At 47.2% G+C, this 20,975-nt stretch carries 21 protein-coding genes and 4 tRNA genes; 1 reads left to right on the top strand and 24 read right to left on the bottom strand.

What is annotated here, in order from left to right:
- Positions 1 to 157 precede the first annotated feature (157 nt).
- The gene (locus AC2TDN_RS25430; RefSeq protein ID WP_484690592.1) at positions 158 to 601 is read right to left on the bottom strand and encodes a MarR family winged helix-turn-helix transcriptional regulator; all 444 of its coding nucleotides are present in this window, start codon (positions 599 to 601) and stop codon (positions 158 to 160) included.
- A gap of 150 nt (positions 602 to 751) precedes the next feature.
- Between AC2TDN_RS25430 and AC2TDN_RS25425 the strand changes: the two genes are divergently transcribed.
- Complete coding sequence (locus AC2TDN_RS25425; protein WP_484690591.1) at positions 752 to 1,381, top strand: M15 family metallopeptidase; 630 nt, start codon at positions 752 to 754, stop codon at positions 1,379 to 1,381.
- Between the two features lie 332 nt (positions 1,382 to 1,713).
- On the opposite strand, the gene AC2TDN_RS25420 is transcribed toward AC2TDN_RS25425, so the two are convergent.
- The 23 genes from AC2TDN_RS25420 to AC2TDN_RS25310 form a co-directional block, all read right to left on the bottom strand.
- Positions 1,714 to 2,730 (bottom strand): LLM class flavin-dependent oxidoreductase, encoded by a 1,017-nt coding sequence (locus AC2TDN_RS25420; RefSeq protein ID WP_484690590.1) that lies wholly within the window; start codon positions 2,728 to 2,730, stop codon positions 1,714 to 1,716.
- Positions 2,731 to 2,937: 207 nt separating this feature from the next.
- Positions 2,938 to 3,381: an Rrf2 family transcriptional regulator gene (locus tag AC2TDN_RS25415; protein ID WP_484690589.1), complete on the bottom strand. Its 444-nt coding sequence runs from the start codon at positions 3,379 to 3,381 to the stop codon at positions 2,938 to 2,940.
- A 332-nt stretch (positions 3,382 to 3,713) separates the two neighbouring features.
- Positions 3,714 to 4,622, bottom strand: a complete 909-nt coding sequence (locus tag AC2TDN_RS25410; protein WP_482069115.1) for an aldo/keto reductase — start codon at positions 4,620 to 4,622, stop codon at positions 3,714 to 3,716.
- Between the two features lie 162 nt (positions 4,623 to 4,784).
- A complete protein-coding gene (locus tag AC2TDN_RS25405) occupies positions 4,785 to 4,922 on the bottom strand; it encodes a hypothetical protein (RefSeq protein ID WP_484690588.1) in 138 nt (45 codons plus the stop codon).
- On the bottom strand, positions 4,919 to 5,098 hold the full coding sequence (locus AC2TDN_RS25400) for a hypothetical protein (protein WP_484690587.1): 180 nt from the start codon (positions 5,096 to 5,098) through the stop codon (positions 4,919 to 4,921). Before AC2TDN_RS25400 ends, AC2TDN_RS25405 begins: the two co-directional genes overlap by 4 nt.
- 304 nt (positions 5,099 to 5,402) lie before the next feature.
- Positions 5,403 to 6,692 carry an outer membrane protein assembly factor BamB family protein gene (locus AC2TDN_RS25395; RefSeq protein ID WP_484690586.1) on the bottom strand — a complete coding sequence of 430 codons (1,290 nt, stop codon included), beginning with the start codon at positions 6,690 to 6,692 and terminating at the stop codon, positions 5,403 to 5,405.
- A gap of 139 nt (positions 6,693 to 6,831) precedes the next feature.
- On the bottom strand, positions 6,832 to 7,248 hold the full coding sequence (locus AC2TDN_RS25390) for a DUF2203 domain-containing protein (RefSeq protein WP_484690585.1): 417 nt from the start codon (positions 7,246 to 7,248) through the stop codon (positions 6,832 to 6,834).
- Positions 7,249 to 7,609: 361 nt separating this feature from the next.
- Positions 7,610 to 8,497 carry a DUF427 domain-containing protein gene (locus AC2TDN_RS25385; protein ID WP_484690584.1) on the bottom strand — a complete coding sequence of 296 codons (888 nt, stop codon included), beginning with the start codon at positions 8,495 to 8,497 and terminating at the stop codon, positions 7,610 to 7,612.
- Between the two features lie 127 nt (positions 8,498 to 8,624).
- Positions 8,625 to 9,566: an ABC transporter substrate-binding protein gene (locus AC2TDN_RS25380; RefSeq protein ID WP_484690583.1), complete on the bottom strand. Its 942-nt coding sequence runs from the start codon at positions 9,564 to 9,566 to the stop codon at positions 8,625 to 8,627.
- 153 nt (positions 9,567 to 9,719) lie between these two features.
- Positions 9,720 to 11,144, bottom strand: a complete 1,425-nt coding sequence (locus tag AC2TDN_RS25375) for a 4-hydroxyphenylacetate 3-hydroxylase family protein (protein ID WP_482069108.1) — start codon at positions 11,142 to 11,144, stop codon at positions 9,720 to 9,722.
- Positions 11,145 to 11,171: 27 nt separating this feature from the next.
- Positions 11,172 to 12,452, bottom strand: coding sequence for a 4-hydroxyphenylacetate 3-hydroxylase C-terminal domain-containing protein (locus AC2TDN_RS25370; protein ID WP_482069107.1), 1,281 nt, complete (start codon positions 12,450 to 12,452; stop codon positions 11,172 to 11,174).
- A 22-nt stretch (positions 12,453 to 12,474) separates the two neighbouring features.
- Positions 12,475 to 12,813: a 4Fe-4S binding protein gene (locus AC2TDN_RS25365; protein ID WP_482069106.1), complete on the bottom strand. Its 339-nt coding sequence runs from the start codon at positions 12,811 to 12,813 to the stop codon at positions 12,475 to 12,477.
- Complete coding sequence (locus AC2TDN_RS25360) at positions 12,810 to 14,420, bottom strand: FAD-dependent oxidoreductase (RefSeq protein ID WP_482069105.1); 1,611 nt, start codon at positions 14,418 to 14,420, stop codon at positions 12,810 to 12,812. Before AC2TDN_RS25360 ends, AC2TDN_RS25365 begins: the two co-directional genes overlap by 4 nt.
- A 31-nt stretch (positions 14,421 to 14,451) precedes the next feature.
- A complete protein-coding gene (locus tag AC2TDN_RS25355) occupies positions 14,452 to 16,014 on the bottom strand; it encodes an HAL/PAL/TAL family ammonia-lyase (protein WP_482069104.1) in 1,563 nt (520 codons plus the stop codon).
- A gap of 53 nt (positions 16,015 to 16,067) precedes the next feature.
- Positions 16,068 to 16,997, bottom strand: coding sequence for an ABC transporter substrate-binding protein (locus AC2TDN_RS25350; protein ID WP_484690582.1), 930 nt, complete (start codon positions 16,995 to 16,997; stop codon positions 16,068 to 16,070).
- 20 nt (positions 16,998 to 17,017) lie between these two features.
- The gene (locus tag AC2TDN_RS25345; protein ID WP_482069102.1) at positions 17,018 to 17,665 is read right to left on the bottom strand and encodes an ABC transporter permease; all 648 of its coding nucleotides are present in this window, start codon (positions 17,663 to 17,665) and stop codon (positions 17,018 to 17,020) included.
- A gap of 51 nt (positions 17,666 to 17,716) precedes the next feature.
- Positions 17,717 to 18,472: an ABC transporter ATP-binding protein gene (locus AC2TDN_RS25340; RefSeq protein WP_482069101.1), complete on the bottom strand. Its 756-nt coding sequence runs from the start codon at positions 18,470 to 18,472 to the stop codon at positions 17,717 to 17,719.
- Positions 18,473 to 19,090: 618 nt separating this feature from the next.
- Entirely contained in the window at positions 19,091 to 19,675 is a 585-nt protein-coding gene (locus AC2TDN_RS25335) for a GNAT family N-acetyltransferase (protein WP_484690581.1), read from the bottom strand.
- A gap of 37 nt (positions 19,676 to 19,712) precedes the next feature.
- Positions 19,713 to 20,222 carry an N-acetyltransferase family protein gene (locus AC2TDN_RS25330; protein WP_482069099.1) on the bottom strand — a complete coding sequence of 170 codons (510 nt, stop codon included), beginning with the start codon at positions 20,220 to 20,222 and terminating at the stop codon, positions 19,713 to 19,715.
- Between the two features lie 363 nt (positions 20,223 to 20,585).
- Positions 20,586 to 20,664: transfer RNA gene (locus AC2TDN_RS25325), tRNA-Leu, on the bottom strand.
- Positions 20,665 to 20,677: 13 nt separating this feature from the next.
- Positions 20,678 to 20,754, bottom strand: a tRNA-Arg gene (locus AC2TDN_RS25320).
- 17 nt (positions 20,755 to 20,771) lie between these two features.
- Positions 20,772 to 20,845, bottom strand: a tRNA-Cys gene (locus AC2TDN_RS25315).
- 7 nt (positions 20,846 to 20,852) lie between these two features.
- Positions 20,853 to 20,927: transfer RNA gene (locus AC2TDN_RS25310), tRNA-Gly, on the bottom strand.
- Positions 20,928 to 20,975 lie beyond the last annotated feature (48 nt).

Below are 20,975 nucleotides of genomic sequence, written 5' to 3'. Positions count from 1 at the left end.
TATACTTCATTTGTGCGCCTCTTTTCGTATGTGGGTTTGTCCTTCCCGGAACAATTCACAGTATACTAGAGGCGCATTTTTCATTCAAAGCTCAAATTACTTCATTACAGGAATGGCTCCTAATCATTTTTGGGAATTATCGGATTTTCGTACTTTTTTAATTTTTTATTTTTTTGAGCAAGTCGAGCAGCTGCCGCTTCTCATCCCGATTCAATGCGTTATACTGCGACGCCTGAAAATGCTCCTGCATGGGGACGACGTCATCATACAGTGCCTTGCCCTTCTCTGTTAATGATACATATTTCGTTTTCCATTCCTGTTCGCGCTTTATGAAGCCCAGCTCTTCAAGCTTGCCCAGCAGCTGTGTAATGTTTCCCTTGGTGACAAACAGCTTGTCGGCTAACTGCTGCTGCGTCAATCGTTTATTAGTGCCAACTTGTGCAACAATATCGAAATGTGAGACAGACAGGTTCCATTTTTTCAAATGCTCATGGGTTTCTTTCAGACTTTGGTTATAAACACGCGATAAGCGATACCATATCATTAAGCCTAATCGCTCATCTCGTTTCGAAAGAGAAGCTTCCGTATCTTTTTGACTCATTGGTTCACCTCGCTCTTTGTTTATAATCATCAGTTTAGATCTAAACTGATAAAAAGTCAAACGTCGAAATCCAATCCCCTACCACGGGCTAGGGTCAGCGCAATCGCAATATGTTAAGATAGGCGGATATAACGCGTAAGGAGAGCCAGCATGATAGAACGAAACCCTTATAGACGGCAGCCGCTGCCGATTGGTCAGACTTCCCTTGACCTCGCAACAAGAGCGAAACGAAAGCGAAACAGGTTTTTGCTGCTGATCATTTTGGCATTAACCGCAGCCATAGTGTGGAAAGCTATACTTACATTCGAGCCATACTTGCCTAACGACGATATCATTCCCGCTATTCCGATAACGGAACTGCATCCGGTCGTATTTGCGAAGCAAAATGAATTGATCGCTCAAACGAGCAAGGCTGGCATCAAGATTCTCATTACGGACGGCTTCCGCTCAAGCGAGGAGCAGGATGCTATTTACGCTAAGGGACGAACGACAGAGGGCAAGGTCGTTACTCAGGTGCAAGGCGGGCATTCCTACCACAATTACGGACTCGCCATCGATTTTGCGCTGCGTACCAAGAAGGGTGAAGTCGTGTGGGACATGGAATATGACGGCAACAAAAACGGGAATGCGGATTGGATGGAGGTTGTTTCCATTGCGAAGCAGATTGGCTTCTCTTGGGGCGGCGATTGGAATAACTTCCCCGACTACCCGCATCTTCAGATGGATTTCGGCTATTCCATCCGCCAGCTCCGTAATGGACAGCGGCCGCCTGCCGAATGATTGAAAATAGCTCCGGGTTCGCAAAAATAAGCTGTCCCAAAAGGCTTACGACCTTGCAGGACAGCTTAATTATTTGCACACAATCAGCCAAATGAATATCTGGGTCTCCGCCAAAGGTCAACTTGCCAAGTGGTCAACTGGCGCTCCGCCAGCGGAATAGAATTGATCTAGAAATTGATTAAACGCCTCAGAACACACAAAAATAATAAAATTGCTGCATTGCAGCATAAGAACAGGTGACTTAGCCGATAGTAAAAACGTCCAGCCAAAGGGCTTTCTCTCGACGCCCGCTAAATGACGAACAAGCTGATGAATTCTATCCGTCCAGCACTCTACAGCCCAGCTATAATTTCATAAGAACGCAAGCGTGCCTTATGATCGAAAATATGCGCAGCAACCATAATCTCATCCGCTTGCGTTGCCTCAATATATTGCTTCAGCTTGCTGTGAACAGTCTCCGGCCCCCCAACAATGGAAGAGCCAAGCTGCTGCTGCAAAGCCATTTTCTCCTGCGGTGTCCAAACGGTATCCATATCGCGAACCGGAGCCGGCAATGGACCGCGCGTATTGCGGATAAAAGAAAGAAATAATTGCTGCATGGACGAAGCTAGGTAAGCCGCCTCTTCATCCGTATCTGCCGCAACAACGTTGACTGCAACCATTCCCTTTGGTTTATTGAGAATTGCCGATGGCTTGAAGCTGCTGCGATAGAGATTCATAGCAGGAACGGTAAAGTTCGGCGAGAAATGTCCTGCGAATGCAAACGGCAAGCCAAGCTGCGCAGCCAGCAAAGCGCTAAAATCGCTTGAGCCCAGCAGCCAAATCGGAATTTCCAGTCCTTCGCCTGGAATCGCCCTTACAGGAATGCCAACCGCTGCGCTGGACGGATCTAGAAATGCGCGGAGCTCTTCCAACTGCTCGGGAAAATCATGCCCATTGCTTTTTCTGTTTCCGCGAAGCGCTGCTGCTGTAAGACCATCCGTTCCCGGTGCGCGGCCAAGCCCAAGATCGATACGACCGGGGAACAAAGACTCCAGTGTGCCAAATTGCTCGGCAATGACAAGCGGTGCATGGTTGGGCAGCATAATGCCGCCTGATCCTACGCGAATCGTCGATGTGCCTGCAGCAACATGGCCGATAACGATAGACGTAGCCGAGCTTGCTATGCTGGGCGCATTATGATGTTCGGCGAGCCAGTAGCGGTTGTAGCCCCATTTCTCCGCATGCTGTGCAAGATCTAACGTATTTCTCAGCGATTCGGCAACTGAGCCTCCTTCAACAATCGGAGAAACATCGAGCACCGACAATGGTATGTTAAATGTTGCATTTACTAGCGTCTGTTCTGACATCACGCTCACCCTTTCATTACCATCGGAAGTTATAGCTTCCCTGAATCCATTTTCTAATTAACTGTATGAATATTTGATACATATTAAACAGTAAAAAAAGCTGCTTTTCTAGTACGACAGCAACAATCAGCGGTAAAAACTACCTTTTATCGTTTTACCGCTAATTGTTGTTGAAGCAGCCGTATTCCTGGCATCCGTACAAACATATTAAACCTGCTGTGTTTTATACTGCTGCTGACATTTTCGGATCTTATCCAAAGCGGTTTGCAGCGTATTTTGCTCCAAGTAAGCCTCATAATGCTTTTCAGCTTCATAGAAAAAATGATCCATAACGACCTGAATATTAGCTGATACGAGACAATCCTCCTCCGGGTTGCCGGAACACCAGTGAGGCTTCAGCGTGCCGCCAGAAATTGCGCGGTAAATTTGAGCAAGCGTAACATCGCCCGGCTCGCAGTTCAAAATATATCCGCCGCCGATTCCTTCCTTCGTCTTCACAAATCCGTGCTTCCGCAGCGTGCTCATAATTTTGCGAATGCGCGTTGGATTCGTCGAAACGTTCCGAGCGATCGTATCGCTGCTGGCCATATGATCAGGCAAATAGGCTAACAGCACGAGACTGTGAACCGCTACCGTAAATTCACTATTCATTTTCACAACTCCCTCTCAAGAAGGATACTGTAATATTATTGCATACAGTTGATAAAGTCAAACCTTCCAATCTAAGAATAGCACAGAGAGAAAGTGCTCGCATAGCTTTCTCTCTCTGTCCCCTTCTCAAATCGATAGAATAGACCGAATTTTAACCAATGATACCGGCTGCTGCCATACTTGATACTTATTGCCGTCCGGGTCCTTGAAATTAAGCTGCAGGCCACAGCTGCCCTCATTCCGAATATCCTTCTCAACCCAAGCTCCCGCTTATATTTCTTCATAAAACAGCGGAATTCCAATTTTGCCCAATCATCTTTCTCATCCTTATTCTAGCGGTGCTGCTCATATCGGCTGCTTCGGCTAATGCCCTGAATAGCTTCTAATTCAAGTGGCGTAAGCGGTGCAGCCTCACACGCCGCTATATTGTGCAGCAATTGCCTGGAAGAACTTGCGCCAGGAATAACCGTCGCTACAGCCGGATGGGCTAGCGCATATCGGATTGCCGTATGGGCCATGTCACGGGAGCCATCTCCCGTTTTGAGCAATGCAGCACGCAGTGTTGAGAGCTCTTCCTTGCCGTAATCCAAATAACCTTTCTCCGCTTTCCCAGCGCCATCATCAGTCAAAATTCCTTTTGCCACCGGACCGCGGGCAATTAAGCTTAACCCCTTCTCTGCCAGCAGCGAAAGTACATACTCTTCCGGCCTTCTATCCAATATGCTGTATTGACTCATCACACTGACGATATTTGATCGCTCCACGTACTCGCGAATGACGTTCGGCCGAATGGAGGATATGCCGTAATAACGAATATGCCCCTCCTGCTTAAGCTCCTCGAACGCCTCTATGGTCTCCGAGATAGGATCTTCCAGCGTACCCCCATGCAGCTGATAGAGATCAATATAGTCCGTTTGAAGCCTCCTTAGGCTGTCCTTCACTGCTGCCTTGATATAAGCCTTGGACGGGTCCCATGTCCAGCCTTCCTTGCCAGGCTCCCAGCGATTGCCGACCTTTGTGGCGAGTATAACCTCTGAACGCCTTCCCCGAATGGCCTCACCGACAATTTCCTCATTAAGCCCTTCATTATAAAGATCTGCCGTATCCAGAAAATTGATGCCCCCGTCAATAGCTTCATGCACGAGAGCTGCCGCCTTCTCCTTGTCCGTCCCAAGCGACATGCAGCCAAGACCGACTTCACTTACGTAGAGCTCTGATTTTCCTAGACGATTGCGCTTCATCCTTGAACACTCCCTTCATTATCCGATCCTATTTTCAAAAAATAAATCTCACATTCAGCCATTTCCGTCTATTGTTGTTGTAGGGCACGTTGCCTCTGCATAGGCAGTAATCTGATCCAATATACGGTGGAGCACTTTAATCGAAGGCTCGCTTTGAGCGAATTACCCTCGAATTTGCTCTTCCGTCTGAATATACGGAGCATCGATCAGCTCGGAGGACCAATGCGCAAACATCGATTCAATGCAAGCAGGTGTCGTCTCCAAATGGAATTGCAGCCCGAGTACATGCTCCCAGCTCATCGGTCCGCCGCAAATAACGAGCAAATCCGTATCATCAAGCCAAGCAGCTTGTAGCGATAGCCAAGCTCGTTTGAAATGAGATCCGCGTATTTTTTGACGAGTGAGCTGTTTCTTTCAATCGTATCCTCCGTAAATCGAAGAGAAGGCCCTGCCACATTCAACGAGCCAATTACCATGTTCTCATAAGAAAAGATCGAGGCGCCGATACCGGTCGTTCCCTCCGTTGCCTCGCCTGTCGTAATTTGCGGCTGGTTTTTTGCGAATAGATCTACATTCTAGATCTATGTGTGATCGAACGACGCTCCAATGATCATATAGTGGGTGGGGGCGCTGAGATTGGACTATTTTCTAGACTTATTACAGCAAATATGACTGGTTTGCGTGGAATAAATCTACATTTTAGATCTATTCTCCATGGAAGAGAGCCTAGTCGAACTCCGTTCAGCTTTGCTCCCTCAATCCACAACCGATGCATCTGGATTAATTTCTCAAGCTGGCGGGTTCTTTGAAGGCGAGCAGCTTGCCCTTTGCCTGCACTATGATCATGCCGCTCTCCGAAAGTGTCTCGCCAAACACTCTGCTGCCCGTTTTCATTTGCAGCACGGGACGGGTTGATGCTAGATCAATAACAGATAATGTGCCATCCGTTTGCGCTGCATATATTCCACGACCAATTAAATCAAATCGAGCGATCAGTCCTGTTAATCCATCATTGTAGGAAACTGTCGTCTTATTCGCTAGTTTGACACCGTAAATGCGGCGACCGTCCGTAAAGAGCAATTTTCCGTTATACGGGCCTGCCGCATAGTCAAATGTTTTTTCCTTTACAAACTCAGGAGCATAGACGGTTGGAGCCGTTGTGGCCGGATCAGTGTTTCCAGGATAACGATATACTTTGGAGTCTAGGCTGACATATACGTAGCCTTCGCTAAGCCAAGCCTCTCCTTCATTACCGAATTCACCTATTTCCAAATTAATATGCAGAGGATTATAGAGTACGCTCCTCAATACTTTCCCCGTTTTCATATCGATTGTATCCAGCTTCGTCAAAGGGCCAGGCTCAAACAGGTTTACGTGTTTCTGCACCGTGACGGTCCCGTCCTTCGCTGCAATTGGCAAGCCGTAATAAGGCTGATTCCATACTTCCTTCCCTGTCTTCCTGTTAAAAGCATGAAGCAGCGAGTATGTATACGCTCCCGACAGCTCATTTGCCATCCATATATAATCTCCATTGATCAGCATTTTACCGGGCAGAAACACATTATAGTTATCACGCCACTGGCGTTTTCCACTTTTGATGCTGTACGCTGTAATATCTCCATCCAGCACAAAGAGCTGATCGCCCTCAACGACAAGATCATCAATAGCTTTGGCATTTGTCGGAGTTACCCAAGCTTTCTTGCCTGAAGCCGAATGAACGGCATGCACACGTCCAGAGCTGGAATTGACATAAATTCGTCCTTCCTCGTACACGAGTGGAGCTTTCAACTGGCTGCCGTATTCCCATAGCTTCTTTCCGGTTTGAATATTCACCGCTATCACTTTACCCTTTTGCATATAAAAGGCTTTGCCTTCCCCTGTCGCTGCTATTCCATCGTAAGCTAATGACCACTTCGGCTTCACGATTGGCGCAGCGATGGCTGTCTCCTCATTGTCTCCCACATAAGAGGTATGCGGATCCACTGCTGCCGATACAACCGTACCGGCGAGCAGCAGCGAGCAACAGGTCATGATCAAGCCGCGGGCAAAAGTCGATATCCATTTTCTCATACAGCACCTGCTTATCTTTTCGATTTGAATACCTACTTACATACGCAAAAAAATGGAAAATGTTGCCGCCTAACAACGAAAAAATGACCAGCTTAAGGCACTTTGCCTTCACCGATCATTTTCTTTTTCTTCCTTGTTATCATCCTTGTTTCGGGAAAGGCTTTCTTCCAACAAAGCCATCATGCCAGCCATGATAATGGCTAATATGCTTTTCCCCTTCCTTCCAGCAAATGAGAATATCCTCGCCATCCAGCACGGCTGGAAAATCGATCAGCCCTGGATTGATCATTTTCAAAAGCACGCCTTTTCGCGAAAAGTTGTCAATCAGCAGGTCCGCCTCCATCTTCATGAATTCCAGCTGACTTTCCTGCTCGAAGAAAGGATCCTCGCTTCCTTGTACAGCAGCGAAGGATTCCTCATACACTGCTTTTTCCTTCTGATAATCTACATATAGGTTCTCGAACTGCGCCGTTAATTGCTGAAGCAGCATTAAATCCTCCTTCAATTGCGGCAGCAGCTCGTTCGCTTCGTCTAGCGTAAAGGTTTTATTCTCCATCCTTTGAACACTCCTTATCCGATTGCGCTTCTTTATCGATGAGCCTCTATAGGATATGGTAACCTCTTTTTGCCCAAAAGCATAGCAATCCTCTCATTCGCCGCACAGAAAGGAAAAACAGAACTCTTTACCGAATACTCCTATAGCATTGGCGCGTCCATATAAGAAAAATTCATTTGATAAGGAGATGAGGATGAGAAAATGAGATTCGTGCAAGCCTCCAGAAAGTCGGAGGGTATTATTGTTCGGTCATCGGACCGGAGACAAATTCGAAAAATTCGTTTTGAAGACTACGAGAGAACGTTGAAGAAATAAAAAATTTGAGTAGTAAGAGTGTGGCTGACGGGTCAAAGCATTTGCATCAGTCCTCTGGCTCGCCGTCCACGATAAGTTGAACACGGTCGTTGTAGAAGGCAATGCGACCCGCTATCTCAGATAGCTCCGGGCGCGGATCCGAATATGACCATGCAACGTTGACATCATCTTCGCTCAGACGCCAATATCCATCCGAGTACCCCTTATAGGGGCACTCGCTCCAATAGTCGGTTTTAACCAGCGTGCTGAAATCTACGTCGTCTACCGGAAAATAATATCTGACCGGCAAGCCAGTCTCGTACACAAGTACAGGGTCATGCGTCTCCGCAATCACTCGGCCATTCGCCCACACGACCACATGGCGGCTGCTCGGCAGGGCATCAACCCGGTTGTATGGATCACGCGGATGGGTCATCACGGGCTGATCCTCCTCAAACCAGCCATCGAGCACGCCGTGAAACCAGTTGACTCCAAGATAGCCCTTAAGTCCCTCGACGTTCCATGACCATGCTGCGAACGGTATGTAGCGTTCTCCGAGCTTTAGATCGAACCAGCTCACGTCCGTCGTTTGCGGCCTGTAAAACTCTTGAGGTCCCGGTCTTTCCTGTGACGGTATTAGCAAATCCGTTCGCACGTGCTCGATAGGAAAGCCATACTCGGGAACCTTGTGCCTCGGCTCCCATACCAGAATCTGCGAACGGCTGTCGACTACCGCAATATCGCCAACCACAGCGCGAATCCATCGTGCGCTCGATTCGAAGGTGAAGCGATCAGGATACGGGGCAAAGCGACGTGTCAGAGTTGAGCTCTCCGTGGGCAGTACAGCATCGACCGAACGTTTCTCAAAGCGCGGAATGACACGCCTTTCCGCATCTGATATGATGAATGGCACGCGTTTAATTGAAATGTTCGTACTTGGATCATGGTGAGTCATTTTCAACCAACCCCTTATAGAAAATAAAACATAATCCGAAGCAGCTATACTCCCCTGCAAACATGCAGCAAACGCAGCACGCTGGTTACATAAAGCATGCTTCTTCCCCCAAAGTTATCGTGCTTTATTACTTTAATAAGCCATTCGCCGTCAGCCATTCTTTGGCGACATCCAGCGCAGGCCTCTGCTTCAGCTCCACTTCCCCATTCAACCTCTGCATCTCGGCTTCCGAAATTTTGCCGGCCAGCTTGTTAAGCACCTCATTCAGCTCGGGATGCTTCTCCAGCACTTCGTCGCGGACGAGCGGCACAGCATAGTAAGGCAGGAAGACATGCTTGTCATCTTCAAGCACCACGATAGGCTTCACCGTAATGTGGCTATGTGTCGTGTAAAGAATAAACGAATCGATCAGCCCTTGCTCGATAGCTTTGAAGGCCAAGCCCGTATCTTGAATGGTTTTGATTTCCTTGAATTTAGGATTGTATACTTTCAATATCGGCGGCCAGGCGTCTGGGCGATTCAAAAATTCTTCGCTTGCGCCAAAGGTCAGTTCACTGGATTTCTCCGCAAGCTGCGAGGTGGTCTTAATTCCGTATTTCTCCGCGATATCTTTATGCAGTGCAAAAGCATACGTATTGTTGAAGCCGAGCGGGTCAAGCGTCGTAAGTTGATTATTTGCTTTTAGCTCCGCCTTCACCTTGTCATATGCCTTCTGCGGGTCAAATTCCGGCTCTGCCTTCAATATATTAATGAGGGCCGTACCGGTGTATTCTACATAAAAATCAACTTTCTTTTCCTTAACTGCACCCCATAGCAGCGCGTTGTCCAGTGTTTCAATATTTGTCTTCAAATCGGTATCCTGCTCAATAAGCAGCTTATAGGCATTCGCCAAAATATCTGATTCCGCAAAGCCTTTAGTAGCAATCTGAATGGTATCGGATGCACCTCCTCCAGGATTGGAGCAGCCTGCAAGGAGCAGAATCAAAAGTCCTAGGCCGATTACAGCTTTTCTGTATCTCCCTCCCCCCCTCTTGTGATTGCTTCTGCTGTGCCCGAATGTTTCTTTCATCTGATAATCCCCTCTCGACTAAATGAATTTGTTGGTTGATGATGCATGCAGACAAATTTTATAAAAAAAGCCTTGTTCTCCCCTTGAGGGAAAACAAGACCTCCAACCGTTTGGTCGATCAGTGTTATATCTGATTGCGGAACATTCCTGATATTAACCGAATTTCGCCCTTGCTTTGGCAAGAAGCTCACGTTTATCATAGTCCAGATATTGAACCGCAAAGGTTCGCGCCGGGTCTCCGGCATAGAAACGCTCATAGAGTTCATGTCTTGCACCAAGTTGGCTGCCCACCAATTCCCAGGACAGCTTAAGCAGTTTCCCGCGCTCCTCGGCGCTGCGGTCGGAACCCCGGAAATATTTCTGCAATTGCGGCCCTAGCGGCCCCCGCAGATCGTCCAGTCTCGAAGGGACCTGCAGCATACCCGATCCCGATAACTGCTGCAAAATTTCAATTGCTCGCGGGTAGTATTTGTTGCCCAAATTTTTGGCTGTGGCAAGCTCCTGCTTGCTTGGCAGCCACACGCCTAGAGGATGTAGCGTACCCTTATGCTCGGATGAATACCATAACGCCTTGACGGATTCCACCTGGAAAGCCAGCTCCGCAAGTTTCTCCTGCACATGCGCGAATTTGGTAATGTTAATCGATTCGGCAAGCTCAACGGCAACAGCGGTGACGAATTCCAGCTTGCTTACGAGTCTCACGACAATTTCATGCAGTCCGAATCCATTGGATACATGATCTGTACGCAGCTTCCACAATGTATCCGGATCTTCTTTCACCAACACCCGCTCCCAGGGAATCAGTGCATCATCGAACACAATGACGGTATCCATCTCATCATAACGCGAGCTTAGCGGATGATCTTCTTCCTCCTGGGATGCAAACGATTCACGGCTAATCTGGTATACGCCCGGGTTATTGGCAGGAATCACGAATAAACTCGCATATTCCTTTTCGGCTGCTGTTTTTTTGGCGAGTGGAGAAATAATAATTTCATCCAGGTAGGCCCCCCCAGTAGCAATCATCTTAGCCCCGCGAACGATGATTCCGTCTTCCGTTTCCCTCACAATTCGGACAGCGGTGTATAAATCCCCCAGATCATGGGCGAGCTTGCTGCGATCGACTTGCGGATCATGACCAGCCGAAGTGATCAGGAGGTCGTTATCTCGTACATATTTAAAATAGTTTTCGATTCTCTCAGCAAAATGAGGCTGCTCCTGATTGATGAAATTCCGATTAATATAAAGACCTGTAATTTGGGACCGATAGGAACCTGCAACCCTGCTCATTACACCGAACGTTGCATCCGACCAGATTTTAAAGGAATGGCCTCGGCGGATATTGTCTTCTTTTTCGGTAGGTATTAAATAGGCCAAATTCGCCTTAACCCCTGTTTCCGTCTCAAAAGTAAGCTGCGGGCCGATGCCCGGATCATCCTGCAAATCTAAAATGGATGCTATAGATGCAACTGTGCCCCGGAAGTCGGGATGCGAGGGGAGATCCTTTACCCATTCTCCATTCAGCCATACTTGTCTTCCGTCATTTAAACGCTCAATATATCGTTTGCCAGATGACAATTCGCTCACTCCCTATTCATAAATATATTATCTTGCTGGAGTACCAACCTTGCTCCAAAACTTTGTGTACAGCTCTTTGTAGAAATCAAACGCATATTGTTGATAAAACAGAGCCGATTGTACGATCGGATCGCCAAACGTATAGAGCTCATGCTGCTTTCTTCGATAAGCCTGTTCGCCGCCTATAAGTGTCAACACTCCGTGCAGCAGTGTTGCCTTCTCCCCGTTACCGCGCTGACCGGAAAAAGACAAGTGCGGAGAATCCAAAATTGCGCTTTGGCTAACTCGATCGAGCACATCCAGCGCATGATGAATATATGATCCTCCGGCTTTCTTTGCCGCCTGCAGCGGGGTAGCGGAAGGGAGGAACAGACCCGCTTCGTTAGCGCTCGCTCCTTCTTCAGCTGTGAAAATGAATGCTTTCAGCACTTCAAGATGCTGCACAATTTCGCCTAAAGACGTCTGAATATGTAGTTCCTTGTTCAAGCCATTCTCTTCTGCAAGCGCAAATGCTGTTCCGGCTATTAGCTCCAGCACGTCCAGCTGTCTTGCAATCCATTGATAATCGGCAAGAGATACAGCAGCAGGCTGCTGAGTCAACTGCTTGACACCCGCTGCATCGTTATTCACCAATATGCGTTCCCAAGGTATGACGATGCTGTTATAGATGACAGTAATGCCCGCCTGCAAATCAGCGTGTACCTGAACCTCCAATTGCTCGCTGCTTACTGGAATAACAGCGATTCCTGACGAGACTCTCTCCCCTTCCTGGTTGAAGAACACCAGCAATTCGTCCGCAAATAGGGCGTCTGCTCCAAAGGTTTGCTTGCCTTGTAACCGAATGCCGCTCTCCGTCACACTTATGATAGGATGAATCGTCTCAGAACCAGCTGCAAGTGGCTTGATCTTATGAAAGGAGGTCGTCAGCCTGCTGCGCTCTCGCAAAGCAGACTCGAACAAATTCGCCAACCGCTGGGCATCAAGATGCTCCCTGATCTGATCGAGCTCCCTGTTGCCGTACCAGCCGGACCATAAAGAATGGGCATAATCGCTCAAACCGCTTGCAAATACGGAGCTGCCGCCAGCAATTTGATACCAGCCGGATCGTTTAGAACGCAATTGATCCAATGATTTGGGGAGGGTATAAGCTTGCTTCCAGCTCTCACCTTCCAGTGCCTCCAGTTCCTGAGATATGCTGTTCCACTCCTGTTGCAACGCTTGCTGAACCTGTGACGGTAAATGTTGTTCTCTGTTGTAAAAGGCTGCTTTTGATCCGATTTTGAATGACAGATCATGTGATGTGCTCATTTTCACTTTCCTCCTCTTTGATCTAATGGGAAGAGCGCGCTGCATGGAAGACGATATAGGATTCATCATCCGAAGCGGTGGATTTTCTGCCTCTTCCCCATCCAACCGATTCGCGGTAGCTGCCAAGAAGTCCATCTTCAATAACGGTCGACTCTTCAATCCTCTCTATTCGATCGGCGTTAGGCGACACGTAAAGCGCATCAACAGGACAATACAGCTCGCACATAAAGCAGGTTTGGCAGGCCGATTGCCTGGCAATGACCGGAATATCATCAGGTACTTCCTGAAATACGTTGGTCGGGCAGATCCTTACACATTGATTGCAGCTAATACAGCGGTCGGCACTCAATATCTCGATCATGGGCGGATTGCCTCCCTTATGTTCCCAGAGTATGGGCCAGTATGCGGCTTAACCCAAACTTTATCCAGACCACCGCTAATCAAGCGGTAGTGTTGGGCAGCATCCTTACCCGGAAAATCCGTTCGTACATGCATGCCCCGCGTTTCCCTTCTCTCGAGGCCACTTTCGTACATCCATCTGGCAGTAGCCGTCATAGCGGCGGCTTCTCTCACACTTATCGTACTGCCTTCTCCTGTGCTTACTCCCTGTTTGATTTCGTGCCATAACTGGTTCAGACGTCCCAGCGAGTCCGTAAGGCCCTGCTCGCTCCGGAACCAATTACGGTCATACGGAAACACTTCATCTTGAACAAGTCGGGTCAGTTCTTCGGTATTCACAGCGCTTTTGTGTGAGTTAGGTTGTGTCGGCACTCCTGATTGCTCTGACAAGCCGCGGGCATTTCTATCCAAGCGGTGTGCTCCCTGCTTCAATGCAAATCGGGCTGCACCTTCGCCTGACCAGTAACCTGAAGACATCGCCCATGCCGCATTGTGGCTGCCACCGCCTGTAAATCCGCCACATATCAGCTCGCGGGTCGCTGCGTCACCTGCCGCATATAGACCGGGAACCTTGGTGGCACAGGTTTCATCCACAATGTTAATGCCTCCTGTGCCCCTGACCGTTCCTTCATACCTGAGTGTGATAGGGAATTTCTCCGTAAAGGGATCGATTTTAAGCCGGTCGAAGGAGAGGAAGAAATTTGGCTGCGCTTTTCTCATTGCCAGCTTCAAGGCTTCGTCCGCTTTGTCCAGACGTGCGTAGACCGGCTCTTTAAGCAGAGTCTTGGCAATGACCGAACGGCCTCTTCGCGATCCCGCTCCTTCGACGACTCTGCCATCCTCATGATAGAACGTTGCAAAAGTGTAAAAAACTGTCTTCGTCACCGATGAAAAATGCGGAACGATCGCATAGGCTGTTGAAAATTCCATACCCGAAAATTCCGCTCCAGCTTCTCCAGCCATCAGATAACCGTCACCAGTCAGAACATTGGTACCCAGCGCCTTGCTTAGAAATGCGCATCCGCCTGTGGCGATAACGACCGCTGCGGCATCAATACGCCATGTTTGCCCAGTCTGATCCTGAATGCCTGTTGCCCCAGCTACACCATGGCTATCGGCAAGCAATTCCAGTGCCGGGCTATGATCCAATATGCGTACGCCAGCTTTCTGTACGCGCTTGCGCATCAGCCGCATATATTCCGGTCCTTGCACACTGCTATAATTAAACTCGCCCGTTTGATCGATCGGGAAAGGATAACCCCAGTCCCGGATTTGATGTATATTATGATAGGTACGATCGAGAACGCGCAGCATCCATTGTCGGTCCGCCAGATGTCCGCCAAGCTCTGCCCGGCTCATCATCGCCTCTTCACGCTCTTGTTCATTCGGCTTTATATACCAAAGCCCCGTCCCAGCCGGTGCCGTCGCCCCGCTTGTTCCGCAATAGCCCTTGTCAACGAGAATGACACTTGCCCCTTGCTCCGCTGCAGTAATGGAAGCCCATGCGCCAGCAGGTCCGCCGCCTATAATGAGTACATCGGCTTGCAGCTTCAATCCTTCCTTACTCATTTCTATCAGCCCGCCTTCCTTAATTTCATGCTTACTGATCCAATGCCTCTCTTACCCGTGAGAGTAATTGTCCGTTTTTCAACAACCCGTATGCCTGTGCGATATCTACCGATAAATTTCGATCCTCAGCTAGAAAAGGGACAACCGAGCGAATCGCTTGATACGCAGCTCCGGTGCCTTTGCCTAGACGAATACCACCCCGCAAATCAATGGCCTGTGCTGCATGAAGCGCCTCAATACCGAGTACAATGTGAAGCCGGTCGATGATTTCACGTGTTTTGGCTACAACAAACGGCGAATTGGCTGCATGATCCTCGATGTCCCCGGCGAGTGAGAAATAATCAGAAGAAGCAGGATTAATGAGATGGCGAATTTCCGTGTCCAGTGAAGTAATCGTCTTCTGTACGGTGCAATAGCCGATCGAACGGCTTTCGTCTGCAGTCAGAAAACGGCTTAATCCCGTAAAAGCAGGCGTACCTAACTTGATCGTCCGATAACAAGCGCTCTTGGATATGTGATGAAGCGCACTCCCAAGCATTTCAAAACCGAGCGTCCAGGATACCGGCTCATAATTGGCGCAAGAGATAATCCTACGTTCTTCTACTATCACGCACGGATTATCGTCCGAGCTATTAAGCTGGATTTCCAGTTGATCTTTCGTGTAACGGAACGCATCGTAGGCAGCCCCATGAATCTGGCAGGCATCGCGAAAGCTGAGCGGGTCCTGCAGCGATTCCGGATTATAGCTGTCCCATAGATCGCTCCCCTTAAGCAAGCTTTTGATATGGGACAGGCTTTGCAACTGACCGGGAAACGGGCGTACCCGATGGACCGCTTCATCCAATGGGCTGACATTGCCGCGAATGGCTTCCAGAGACAACGCGAATACAATATCAGCAAGCTTCAACAGTTCTCCACATTCATGCAGCGCCAGAGCTCCTGTTCCCGCAGATAATGCGTTGGTACAAATCAGTGATAGCCCGTCTTTTGGCCCGAGTACAAGCGGCTCAAGCTCAGCCTCCCTCAGCGCAGCGTCCGCCGAGAGCCGCTCTCCTCCCCTATCGACCTCCCCCTCTCCGATAAAGGCAAGGCCGATATGCGTAACGGTTGTAATATCTGCTGCTCCTACAGAGCCTCTGAGCGGCAGTAGAGGATGAATGCCAAGATTCAAAAATTCGGCATAACGCACAGGTATTGTGGATTGCGAGCCTGTGCAGCCAAGCAGCAGTGTATTCAGTCTGGCAACCATAACTGCCCGTACTTCTGCTTCAGTGGCATAAGGTGCTACCCCGGAACTATGCGACAAAATCAGGTTGCGGTTAAATTGTTCAAAAACCGCCGGCGCAACCACCTTATCCTTGTTCCATCCTACTCCCCGGTTAAAGCCATATACCGGTACGTCCTCCTCAACCAGCTCTAATACCAGTTTTCTCGCAGCTTCTACACGGTTCATGGCCTCTTCCGAGATTTTCACAGACCTGCCGTGATGAGCGACATCATAGACATCTTGAATCGTCATTCGCTTCCCGTTCAGAATCAGCGCTTCGCCTGCGGCGCTATGATGGTTGCGTATCGTTTGATTAACTGTCTCCAACTGTCATCACTCCTTTGGATGCTTGACAACTGTGCATCCTGTGTTTGCAAGATCTATTTAATTAGTCCCTGAGCTTTTAGCCAATTTCTTGCTACATCAATTGGGGGTTTGAGTTGCTGCTCGACTTCCCCGTTAAGCCTCTGCATATCTTCCACCGTGATCTTACCAGAAAGTTTGTTGATGGTTTTTTCGAGCTCTGGATGTTTCTTTAAGGTGCTGGAATAGATAACAGGAATCGCATAATAAGGTACAAACACATTCTGATCATCCTCTAATGCAACAAAGTTGGAAATTAGAAGTTTACTATCTGTCGTGTCTAGATTGGTAGAATCTATTAATTCTTGTTGAATAGCCTGATAAGATAACGATTTGTTCTCAAATGGCTTAATTTCTTTAAATTTCATGTTGTATTTCTCCTGAATCAATGGCCAAGTATCCTTTCGTTTAAGAAACTGCTGGTTTGTACCAAATATAATCTCACTTGATTTTTCCGCCAACTGCGACATGGTCGAAATATTATATTTCTCAGCCAACTCCTTGCGCAGCACGAACGTGTAAGTATTGTTAAAACCAACAGGGTCCAACACTGTAATATTAAAATTTTCTGCTAATTTCTTCTTCACGATGTCATATGACTTTTGCGGGTCATATTCCGGTTCGGCTTTGAGCATATTGAGAAGTGCAGTTCCGGTATATTCCACATAGGTATCCACAGACCCTGATTTGATGGCTTCCCATAACAGGTTATTATCCAGCTTTTTAACGTTTGTCTTCAGATCGGTATCATTCTCAATCAGCAATTTAATCATATTGGCCAAAACATCCGACTCTGCAAAACCTTTTGTAGCAATATTGATTGTGTCCGTCTTGCCAGTTCCTTCCTCCAACTTGCCGCAGCCTGTAGTAGCAGCGATCAAGATAATGACGAGTCCTGCCACCCACGATGCCTTCAACCAACGATGTGTCTGTCTAAATCCATTCATAATAAATACCCCTCTTAAGTTCATTTTATTTTATGTCTTAAACCTTTCGGTGTTAAGATACGATTCAAACCAAGCAATAATAAATTAATAATAATAACCAATAATGATACCGGTATCGCCCCTAGCAAAATGATTGACGTGTTAATCATCGATATGCCCCGCGTAATAATGTCTCCGAGTCCGCCCGCTGCAATATAAGTGGCAATGGTGGCCATGCTGATGGTTTGAACAGTAACAAGTCTTACGCCCGCCATAATGATGCTCCTGGCAATAGGCAGCTGCACCATCCGCAATATTTGCAACCGTGTCATGCCCATTCCCGTCCCTGCTTCAATCAAAGCAGGATTAACGCCACTTATGCCAACGTACGTATTTTGCAAGACCGGGAAAAGCGCATATAGTGTAAGAGCAATGATTGCGGGTTTAACTCCGATGCCGAGCAGCGGAATCATGAATCCAAATAACGCCAAACTTGGGATCGTCTGAATAACAGACACCACTGTAATCATAATATTGGCTAGCCGTTTATGCGTAGAAACATAAATGCCTGCGGGTATCGCTATCGCACAAGCTATGAGGACTGAAATGAACGACAATTGAAAATGCTCGATTGTTTTTTGCAAAATTTCTTGCCAATTTGTTCGGAGGATCTCCCAGAATTCAATCATGCAGTTATTTCCTTTCTCAAATTGGTTGAATGTGCAACCCCACAATAAAGTTTAAAGGTTGTATGCAAGCGGAAACCTTTCCGCACCTAGAAAATCACGAACAAAATTGTTTATGGGTGATTGCAACAGCGCATTAGGTGAACCTTGTTGAACAATTGTCCCTTCATTAAGCAAAACGACTTGATCTGCGATCTTCAGTGCTTCTTCAATATCATGAGTGACGAATACAATTGTTTTTCGAACCTGTTTATTTAAATGAATGAGTTCTTTTTGCAATTGAACACGGCTAATAGGGTCGAGCGCGCTGAACGGCTCATCCATCAGCACAATCGAAGGATTGGCAGCCAGGGCACGAGCAACGCCGATTCGCTGCTGCTGTCCGCCACTAAGCTCATGGGGATACCGTTTAAGGAACTTAGCCGGGTCTAGGCCGATTAAATCCAGTAGTTCCGTGGCCCTTGCAATCAACTGCTGTTTTTTCTCACCTTTTAGTCTGGGCACAATGGAGATGTTCTGCTCAATTGTCATATGAGGAAACAAGCCGATCTGCTGAATAACATATCCAATGTTTCGCCTCAACTCCACGGGATCGAGACTGCTGATAACTTTTCCCTCCAGCAGGATTTGCCCGGATTCCGGTTCAATCAATCGATTGATCATTTTAAGCAGTGTCGTCTTCCCGCAACCGGAGGGCCCGATTATCGTAATGATTTTTTCTTTTGGAATGACCAGATCAAAGTTTTTCAATACGCTGCTGGAGCCATAGCTCTTACTGACTCCAATAAATTCTACTGCATTCCCACTCATTCCATCATCCTCCTTAAAAAAAGTTATATAAAAATAATTAAACAAATAAAAGGACTTATTTCTCCCTTTATTCGGAAAAATAAGACCTCCATTTGTATGGTCAGTCTAATATGTGATTAAATAACATCTAAATACAATGATTAAGATTTGTAACTTTATAATTACTATGCAAAACTTGTAATAAGCTACTGATGTAATATTATTAGCATTAATCAGTAATGTCAATGGTAATTTCAAGTATTCTTATAGGAATTAAAGAATTATCGAAATCCACGATGTAGATCCAGCTATTTTGCTTAAGTTTTACTTTCATAGGCGTTTAATCAAATCCCAGATTCGCGAGCCCTTCTTCATCAACTACACCGAAATGAGATTTTAATGAAGACTGTAATCAGCAATTTTTTTAATAATGAACATTAATGGAGCTAATTGGATTCGGCACAAGCCATAAATGATTGCAATCGCGTCTAACAACAAAAAAAAATGACCAGCATAAGGCACTTGGCCTTCACCGATCATTTTCAAAAGATTTATCAATGAGTCTCAATAGGATATAGTAACTTCTTTTTGCCCAAAATCATTGCTGGGATGAGCTTGACCATGTGTCCATGATCGTCGTCAAAACTCTTTCCCTCTCACCTTTGCAAATATCATCGTATCTCGCAGCGAGCCGTCAATTGCACATTTTTCAGAACGAAGAATGCCTTCTAACGTAAAACCTAATCGTTCCGCTACTCGCGCGCTTCGTTGATTTCGTGAGTCACAGCGTATATCAACGCGATTGGCGTTTAGATCGTGGACAGCAAAATTCGTTATCGCTTCAGCCGCTTCCGTAATATAACCGTTGCCACTAAATGCTGAACGGCCCCAATAGCCGATCTCGAACTTCCGTGATTCCCAATCGATTCGATGAAGACCACTGCTGCCGATGAGCTGACCTGTCTCCTTCAGGAACAGCAATAGCATCAAATCGGTGCGCTCCAGGTACCTTAAACGTGCGCGCCTAATGACGATTTCCGATTCCTCAACTGTGGGAATGCTTTGTGCCCATGGCATCCATGGCTTAAGCTCGTTGCCGCTTTCAATGACCGCCTCATTTAGCTGAATTCCGTCTCCCCATTTCGGTGCACGAATGAGCAGTCGATCGCTTTCAATACTTTCGGGAATGGATAACAAAATGGGATTGGAAAACAAATCGCTCATAAAGGCATGCCTCCTAAACCTAGTTTAATGGTATCATCTATAAGTTTTTATAATAATACACCGTGTCATGAAGCTCCCCATCTGCAGATTTTGCGTAACGAGGAATTCGCCCTGCCTCTATATAATCCATAGAGCAATATAATCGATTAGAGGGATCGCCAGCCCGAGTATCTAAGACGAGCAAATTGCGATTTTCCTCTCTTGCCCTTTCTTCTGCCGCAGCCATCAGCATATGTCCCAGCCCTTTGCGGCGGGCATGTGGATGAACCATGAGCTTCGCAATTTCAGCGCGGTGTGTTCCATTAGGACGCGAGCAAAGGTGCAATTGAACAGAACCTGCCGTTTCTCCATTCCGCTCTGCGATCCATAAAATAACATCATCATGGATGACCTGTGACCAATACGAAGTCGCTTCTGCCAAGCTTAATGGAGGCAAGAAACCGATGGAGGCTCCTTCATCGACTATCTCAACGAGTAATGAAGCAAGACTTCCTAGCCTTTTCTCCGACATTTCGGACAGCTCGCTAATTATAAAATCGGACGGCACAGTATTTCCCTCCTCTTTTGCGTAAAATCGCCATCGTTATAAATGTCTATTTCTCTTTTCATCCAAATGAATATCTAGCGCTTGAATTGCCCGAATTAAAAATTTAATCAATAAATAAAGGCAATAGATGCCCATCAGCGCAAATAGACCGTTGAAAATGAGGATGATGGAAGAGGATAGTCCGAAAAACATAAGCACTCATCCTTTCTGAATTATTTTAAATAACTATACTCACACAATATTACCAAAAAATCCCTTTAGAAAACAACCATGTTGACGCTATTCAACAGGAATATTATACAAATGCAAACAAAAAACTCCTAAGATCTGATTGATCTTAAGAGTTTGAACGGAAGTAAATGATGCCGATGAGAGGACTCGAACCTCCACGGTTTCCCTCACGATTTTGAGTCGCGCGCGTCTGCCATTCCGCCACATCGGCATCTCAACAAAGATGGCGTGCCCTAAGAGATTCGAACTCCTGGCCTTTTGATTCGTAGTCAAACGCTCTATCCAGCTGAGCTAAGGGCACATGTTTTGAAAATAAGTTGGAGGCGCCACCTAGACTCGAACTAGGGGTAGAGCTTTTGCAGAGCTCTGCCTTACCACTTGGCTATGGCGCCAACTTTATGGAGCGGAAGACGGGAATCGAACCCGCGACCCTCGCCTTGGCAAGGCGATGCTCTACCGCTGAGCCACTTCCGCAAATGAATGGCTGGGGATTCAGGGATCGAACCTGAGAATGACGGAGTC

The organism is Paenibacillus sp. Y660 (assembly GCF_057221575.1).
Note: the sequence above shows the minus strand (reverse complement) of the source record. Positions and strands in the feature narration are given on the sequence as shown.

What these genes read in the sequence shown, in the direction of transcription:
- AC2TDN_RS25430 (WP_484690592.1), bottom strand. Translation starts at nt 601, where the DNA reads ATGAGTCAAAAAGATACGGAAGCTTCTCTTTCGAAACGAGATGAGCGA.
- AC2TDN_RS25425 (WP_484690591.1), top strand. Translation starts at nt 752, where the DNA reads ATGATAGAACGAAACCCTTATAGACGGCAGCCGCTGCCGATTGGTCAG.
- AC2TDN_RS25420 (WP_484690590.1), bottom strand. Translation starts at nt 2,730, where the DNA reads ATGTCAGAACAGACGCTAGTAAATGCAACATTTAACATACCATTGTCG.
- AC2TDN_RS25415 (WP_484690589.1), bottom strand. Translation starts at nt 3,381, where the DNA reads ATGAATAGTGAATTTACGGTAGCGGTTCACAGTCTCGTGCTGTTAGCC.
- AC2TDN_RS25410 (WP_482069115.1), bottom strand. Translation starts at nt 4,622, where the DNA reads ATGAAGCGCAATCGTCTAGGAAAATCAGAGCTCTACGTAAGTGAAGTC.
- AC2TDN_RS25405 (WP_484690588.1), bottom strand. Translation starts at nt 4,922, where the DNA reads ATGAGCTGGGAGCATGTACTCGGGCTGCAATTCCATTTGGAGACGACA.
- AC2TDN_RS25400 (WP_484690587.1), bottom strand. Translation starts at nt 5,098, where the DNA reads ATGGTAATTGGCTCGTTGAATGTGGCAGGGCCTTCTCTTCGATTTACG.
- AC2TDN_RS25395 (WP_484690586.1), bottom strand. Translation starts at nt 6,692, where the DNA reads ATGAGAAAATGGATATCGACTTTTGCCCGCGGCTTGATCATGACCTGT.
- AC2TDN_RS25390 (WP_484690585.1), bottom strand. Translation starts at nt 7,248, where the DNA reads ATGGAGAATAAAACCTTTACGCTAGACGAAGCGAACGAGCTGCTGCCG.
- AC2TDN_RS25385 (WP_484690584.1), bottom strand. Translation starts at nt 8,497, where the DNA reads ATGACTCACCATGATCCAAGTACGAACATTTCAATTAAACGCGTGCCA.
- AC2TDN_RS25380 (WP_484690583.1), bottom strand. Translation starts at nt 9,566, where the DNA reads ATGAAAGAAACATTCGGGCACAGCAGAAGCAATCACAAGAGGGGGGGA.
- AC2TDN_RS25370 (WP_482069107.1), bottom strand. Translation starts at nt 12,452, where the DNA reads ATGAGCACATCACATGATCTGTCATTCAAAATCGGATCAAAAGCAGCC.
- AC2TDN_RS25365 (WP_482069106.1), bottom strand. Translation starts at nt 12,813, where the DNA reads ATGATCGAGATATTGAGTGCCGACCGCTGTATTAGCTGCAATCAATGT.
- AC2TDN_RS25360 (WP_482069105.1), bottom strand. Translation starts at nt 14,420, where the DNA reads ATGAGTAAGGAAGGATTGAAGCTGCAAGCCGATGTACTCATTATAGGC.
- AC2TDN_RS25350 (WP_484690582.1), bottom strand. Translation starts at nt 16,997, where the DNA reads ATGAATGGATTTAGACAGACACATCGTTGGTTGAAGGCATCGTGGGTG.
- AC2TDN_RS25345 (WP_482069102.1), bottom strand. Translation starts at nt 17,665, where the DNA reads ATGATTGAATTCTGGGAGATCCTCCGAACAAATTGGCAAGAAATTTTG.
- AC2TDN_RS25340 (WP_482069101.1), bottom strand. Translation starts at nt 18,472, where the DNA reads ATGAGTGGGAATGCAGTAGAATTTATTGGAGTCAGTAAGAGCTATGGC.
- AC2TDN_RS25335 (WP_484690581.1), bottom strand. Translation starts at nt 19,675, where the DNA reads ATGAGCGATTTGTTTTCCAATCCCATTTTGTTATCCATTCCCGAAAGT.